Annotated in this window: 5 protein-coding genes; 4 read left to right on the forward strand and 1 reads right to left on the reverse strand. The window is 61.2% G+C overall.

The window, feature by feature from the left end; genetic code table 11:
• The 3 genes from AC3VI7_RS12030 to AC3VI7_RS12040 all read left to right on the forward strand — a co-directional run.
• Positions 1–2226, forward strand: a 2226-nt coding sequence (locus tag AC3VI7_RS12030; protein WP_489671569.1) for a PAS domain S-box protein, incomplete at its 5' end; no start/stop codon positions are given.
• 2 nt (positions 2227–2228) lie between these two features.
• Positions 2229–3053, forward strand: a complete 825-nt coding sequence (locus tag AC3VI7_RS12035; RefSeq protein ID WP_489671325.1) for a response regulator — start codon at positions 2229–2231, stop codon at positions 3051–3053.
• A 14-nt stretch (positions 3054–3067) separates the two neighbouring features.
• Positions 3068–3796: a Crp/Fnr family transcriptional regulator gene (locus tag AC3VI7_RS12040; protein ID WP_489671321.1), complete on the forward strand. Its 729-nt coding sequence runs from the start codon at positions 3068–3070 to the stop codon at positions 3794–3796.
• 41 nt (positions 3797–3837) lie between these two features.
• Here the strand turns inward: AC3VI7_RS12040 and AC3VI7_RS12045 are convergent, their stop codons facing one another.
• A complete protein-coding gene (locus AC3VI7_RS12045; protein ID WP_489671320.1) occupies positions 3838–4404 on the reverse strand; it encodes a peroxiredoxin in 567 nt (188 codons plus the stop codon).
• 147 nt (positions 4405–4551) lie between these two features.
• Between AC3VI7_RS12045 and AC3VI7_RS12050 the strand changes: the two genes are divergently transcribed.
• Positions 4552–5051, forward strand: a 500-nt coding sequence (locus AC3VI7_RS12050; RefSeq protein WP_489671570.1) for a YbhB/YbcL family Raf kinase inhibitor-like protein, incomplete at its 3' end; no start/stop codon positions are given.

Below are 5051 nucleotides of genomic sequence, written 5' to 3' on the forward strand. Positions count from 1 at the left end.
TACGAGCTGACCTACATCCGCAAGGACGGCAGCCGTTTCCCGGCCGTGGTGTCGGTCACCGCGCTGCGCGATGATCACAACGAAATCATCGGCTACTTGCTGATCGGCACCGACAACACGGCGCGCCAGCAAGCCGAGGCCGAGCGGCGGGAAGCCCACTTGGCCTTGCGCGACCGCGAGGAAAAGCTGGCGATCACGCTCAACTCGATCGGTGACGCAGTGATTGCCACCGATGCCAACGCCCACATCACGCTGATGAACCCTGTGGCCGAACACCTCACCGGCTGGACCCAGCAGCAGGCACTGGGGCGCTCGGTGAGCGATGTTTTCCACATCATCAACAAAGGCAGCCGTCAGGCCGTCACCATCCCCGTGATGGCCGCTTTGGCGCATGGCACGGTCCAAGGCTTGGCCAACCACACGGTGCTGATCGCGCTGGATGGCAGTGAATGCGATATCGCGGACAGTTGTGCGCCGATCCGCGACCGCGATGACGCGGTGATCGGCGCGGTGCTGGTGTTTCGTGACGTCACCAGGGACTACGCCGCACAGCAGGCCTTGCGCGACGGCTCGGCGCTGATCCAGACCATTCTCAACACCGTGGTGGACGGCATCATCACCTTGCAGGCCCACCACGGCGTGATCGAAACCATCAATCCAGCCGCTGAACGCATGTTTGGCTATCAAGCCAAAGAGCTGATCGGCCAGCGCTTCAGCCTGCTGATTCCCGAGCTTGGCCGTAACCCGCCCCATCTCCTCCATGGCACCTTTGATGACTACCGTGCCAGCGAAGCAGAACGCATGGTGGGCAAGGGTCGGGAGGTGCTGGGGCTGCGCAAGGACGGCAGCACCTTTCCGATGGAGATGGCCGTCAGCGAGATGCAGCTGGGCGGCCAGCGTTATTTCACTGGCATCTTGCGCGATGTCACCGCCCGTCAGCGCATCGAGACCGAACGCGCCCGACTTGCTCAAGCGCTCCAAGAGAAGAACGCCGAGCTGGAAAGCGCCAAATCGGTGGCTGAAAAAGCCAATTTGGCCAAATCCGATTTTCTCTCCAGCATGAGCCATGAGTTGCGCACCCCGCTGCACGCGATTTTGGGTTTTGCGCAATTGATGGAGTCCAGCGCGCCCCCGCCCACATCGAGCCAAAAAACCAGCATCGATCAGATTCTTCAAGCGGGTTGGTATTTGCTGGAGCTGATCAACGAGATTCTCGATATCGCCTTGATCGAATCAGGCCGGCTGTCGATCTCGCCCGAGCCGATGTCGCTGGCCGCCGTGCTGAGCGATTGCCAAGCCATGATTGAGCCGCAAGCCCAAAAAAGAGGCATTCACGTCAGCTTTCCACCCAGCGATGGCACTTGCTTTGTCAAAGCCGACCGCACACGCGTCAAGCAGGTGTTTATCAACTTGCTCTCGAACGCGATCAAGTACAACCGCCCGGGCGGCACGGTCGAAGTCACGTGCCACGCCGTCGCCGATGAGCGCATTCGGATCAGCTTTAGGGACAGCGGTGCGGGTTTGTCCGCCGAGAACCTGCCCCAACTGTTTCAACCCTTCAATCGGCTCGGTCAAGAGGCCAGCGGCGAGGAAGGGACCGGCATTGGCTTGGTGGTGAGCAAACAACTGGTCGAATTGATGGGGGGCACCATCGGTGCGCAAAGCATCGTCGGGGTCGGCAGCATGTTTTGGATTGAGCTGAACGCCACCCCCGCACCCCAACTTGCCAGCCATGCGACCCCAGCCACCGAACCCGGCACCGGGGCCACGTCGCTGGTCGAGGCCCCACGTTGGACGCTTTTGTGTGTCGAGGACAACCCGGCCAATTTGATGTTGGTCGAGCAACTCTTGGCGCGCCGCAGCGACATCCGGTTGCTGAGCGCGCACAACGGCAGCCTCGGGATCGAGATGGCGCGCAGCTTCCGGCCCGATGTGATCTTGATGGATCTTCATCTGCCGGGCATCAACGGGATCTCCGCCTTGCGCATCTTGGCCAATGACCCGACCACAGCGCATATCCCGGTGATTGCCCTGAGTGCCAATGCCATGCAACGCGATGTCCAAAAAGGCTTGGCGGCGGGCTTTTTCCGCTATCTCACAAAACCGATCAAGGTCAACGAGTTCATGGACACGCTCGATGCGGCCTTGACCTTGGCCTCGCGCCGGGCCACTTCCCCAGCCACACCACCCCCACCACCCGCTACAAGCGCAGAGGTTTCCGCATGATGATGATCGGTGCTCAAGACATTCTTAACGCCAACATCTTGATCGTGGATGATCAGGCTGCCAACGTGCATCTTCTGGAGCAACTGCTGGGGCAAGCCGGCTACACCCGCGTGGCCTCGACTTCAGATCCGCTAGAGGTTTGCACCCTGCATCGCAAACACCGCTACGACCTGATCTTGCTCGACTTGCAGATGCCCGGCATGGATGGCTTCCAGGTGATGGCCTGCTTGAAGACCCAAGATGTGGATGGCGGCTACTTGCCGGTCATCGTGCTCACGGCCCAACCGGGGCACAAACTGCGCGCGCTGCAAGCGGGGGCCAAAGACTTCATCAGCAAGCCCTTCGATCTACTTGAAGTGAAGACGCGCATCCACAACATGCTTGAAGTGCGACTGCTGTACCGCCGACTCGAAAACTACAACAAGGTGCTGGAGCAAGCGGTGCTGGAACGCACGGCCGAGCTGCGTGAGAGCGAAGCGCGCTATCGCAGCTTGGCTGAGTTGGCCTCCGATTGGTACTGGGAACAAGACGAAAACGGCAAATTCACCAAGGTCTCTGGGCCTGTGTTGGAGATGCTCGGCATCTGCGTTGATCCCTTGGTCGGCGAGGAGGCCGGTCCGCAATGGAGCGGCTGGAACGAGGCCGAACGCGAGGTCATGCGCGCCACGATTGCCGCCCGACAACCCTTCTTGGACTTCTCCTTCAGCCGCATCCACAGCGACGGTTCACGCAAGTTATTCCGGGTCAGCGGCGAGCCCATGTTCAACCAAGCCAGCCGATTCATTGGCTACCGGGGCATCGGGGTTGAAGTCTTGAACGCGACCTAAACGGGCCCTCTACGATGCTCTCAGAACCCCACAGTCCGCAGCAAAACCTGCTGCTCGCAGCCCTTCACCCCACGGCCGACTTCGACCGTTTGGCCGAGCACCTGGAATGGGTTCCTTTGCGGCTGGGTGACATGCTCTACGAGCCCGGCATGCAGTTGCAGCACGCCTATTTCCCCACCAGCGCCATCGTCTCGCTGCACTACGTGACCGAGTCCGGGGCCTCGGCTGAGACCGCTGGCGTGGGCCATGAAGGCTTGGTCGGCATCTCGCTGTTCATGGGCGGGGACACCACGTCAAGCTCGGCCGTGGTGCAAACCGCTGGTCACGCTTACCGGCTGGAGCGCCATCTGCTCAAGCAAGAGTTCAACCGGGGTGGCTTGATGCAAGCCCTGTTGCTGCGCTACACCCAAGCCCTGATGACCCAGATGTCGCAGACGGCGGTGTGCAATCGGCATCACTCGATCGAGCAGCAACTGAGCCGCTGGCTCTTGCTGACCCTCGACCGATTGCCCTCAGATGACTTGGTCATGACCCAAGAGTTGGTCGCCAATATCTTGGGCGTGCGCCGTGAAAGCATCACCGACGCCGCTGGCAAATTGCAGCAGCTCGGTTTTATTCGCTACCGCCGTGGGCACATCACCGTCTTGAATCGCTGTGGCCTAGAAACTCGCGCCTGCGAGTGCTACGCCGTGGTCAAAAACGAACTACGCCGCCTTATGCGCGATGTGACGGTGACGCCCTAGCTAGCGCGGCGTCGGTGTCGGCGGCGGCGGCGTCGTCGTCGTCATTTGGATGCAGACGACTTCTTGGTCTCAGCCTTCCACTTGCCCAACGCGGCCAAGGCGAACTCGGCGTGCTGGTCGGGGCTTTCGCTGGCGTAGGCGTAGATCACCTTGTGGGTCGGGCTGATGATGTAGGTGATGCGTCCGGCTTTGGCACCTTCCCACAACGCGGCGTCGTACTTCTTGATGGTGTCCATGGCGGGGTCGGAGGCGACCGGGAACTTGCTGTTGCAGGCTTCAACCGAGAACTTCTTAAGCACCGGCATCGCATCACGTGACATGCCGACCACGGTGGCCCCCATGGACTTGAACTTGGGCAGTAACTCGGCAAAGGCATGGGCCTCGGCGGTGCAACCGTTGGTGAAGGCTTCGGGGTAGAAATACAACACCACCGGCCCCTTCTTGAGGGCTTTATCCAGCGAGAAGGTCAAGGTCTTGCCAGCGAAGGCGGCAGGCACATGGAAGTCGGGGGCTTGGGCACCCACATCCAAGGCGGCCCATGCCGGGCTGGCCGTCAACATCAAAGCAAAGACGCCGCCCAGAAGGCATCGGCTGGGACTGAATTTCATTGCGGTCTCCTCAACATGGTGAACACCGCTATCGTGACACGAGCAGCCCGCCAAGATCAAAAGCCTTTGCCAGCCGACACACCTCAGCAAAACCGGCACAGGCAAGGCAAGATGCACGCCTTCACACGTCTTTACCCGGAGAACTCCATGTCCAAGACCTTGTTTCGAACCGTCGCGGCCGGGCTGGCCCTGAGTGCTGCTGCACTGACTTGCGGCACCGCCACTGCGGCAGATTTCACCCTCACCAGCCCCAGCGTGGCCCCGGACAGCACCATCGCCGACAAGCATGTGTTTTCTGGTTTCGGCTGCTCGGGCGGCAACCTCTCGCCCGCGCTGCGTTGGAGCGGCGCGCCCGCCAACACCCAAAGTTTTGCGCTCACGGTCTATGACCCGGACGCACCCACCGGCTCGGGCTGGTGGCATTGGGTGGCGTACAACATCCCCGGGCAAGCCAGTGGTTTTGCCGAAGGTGCGGGCACTGAAACCGGCATGCGCTTGCCGGGTTCAACCCAGCAAGGCCGGACGGATTTCGGCAAGACCGGCTATGGCGGCCCCTGCCCACCCCAAGGCGACAAGCCGCACCATTACATCTTCACGATCTATGCGCTGAAGACCGCCACGCTTGAGGTGCCGGCCGAAGCCACCGC

It is taken from the genome of Leptothrix toolikensis (SeqCode) (genome assembly GCF_057922285.1).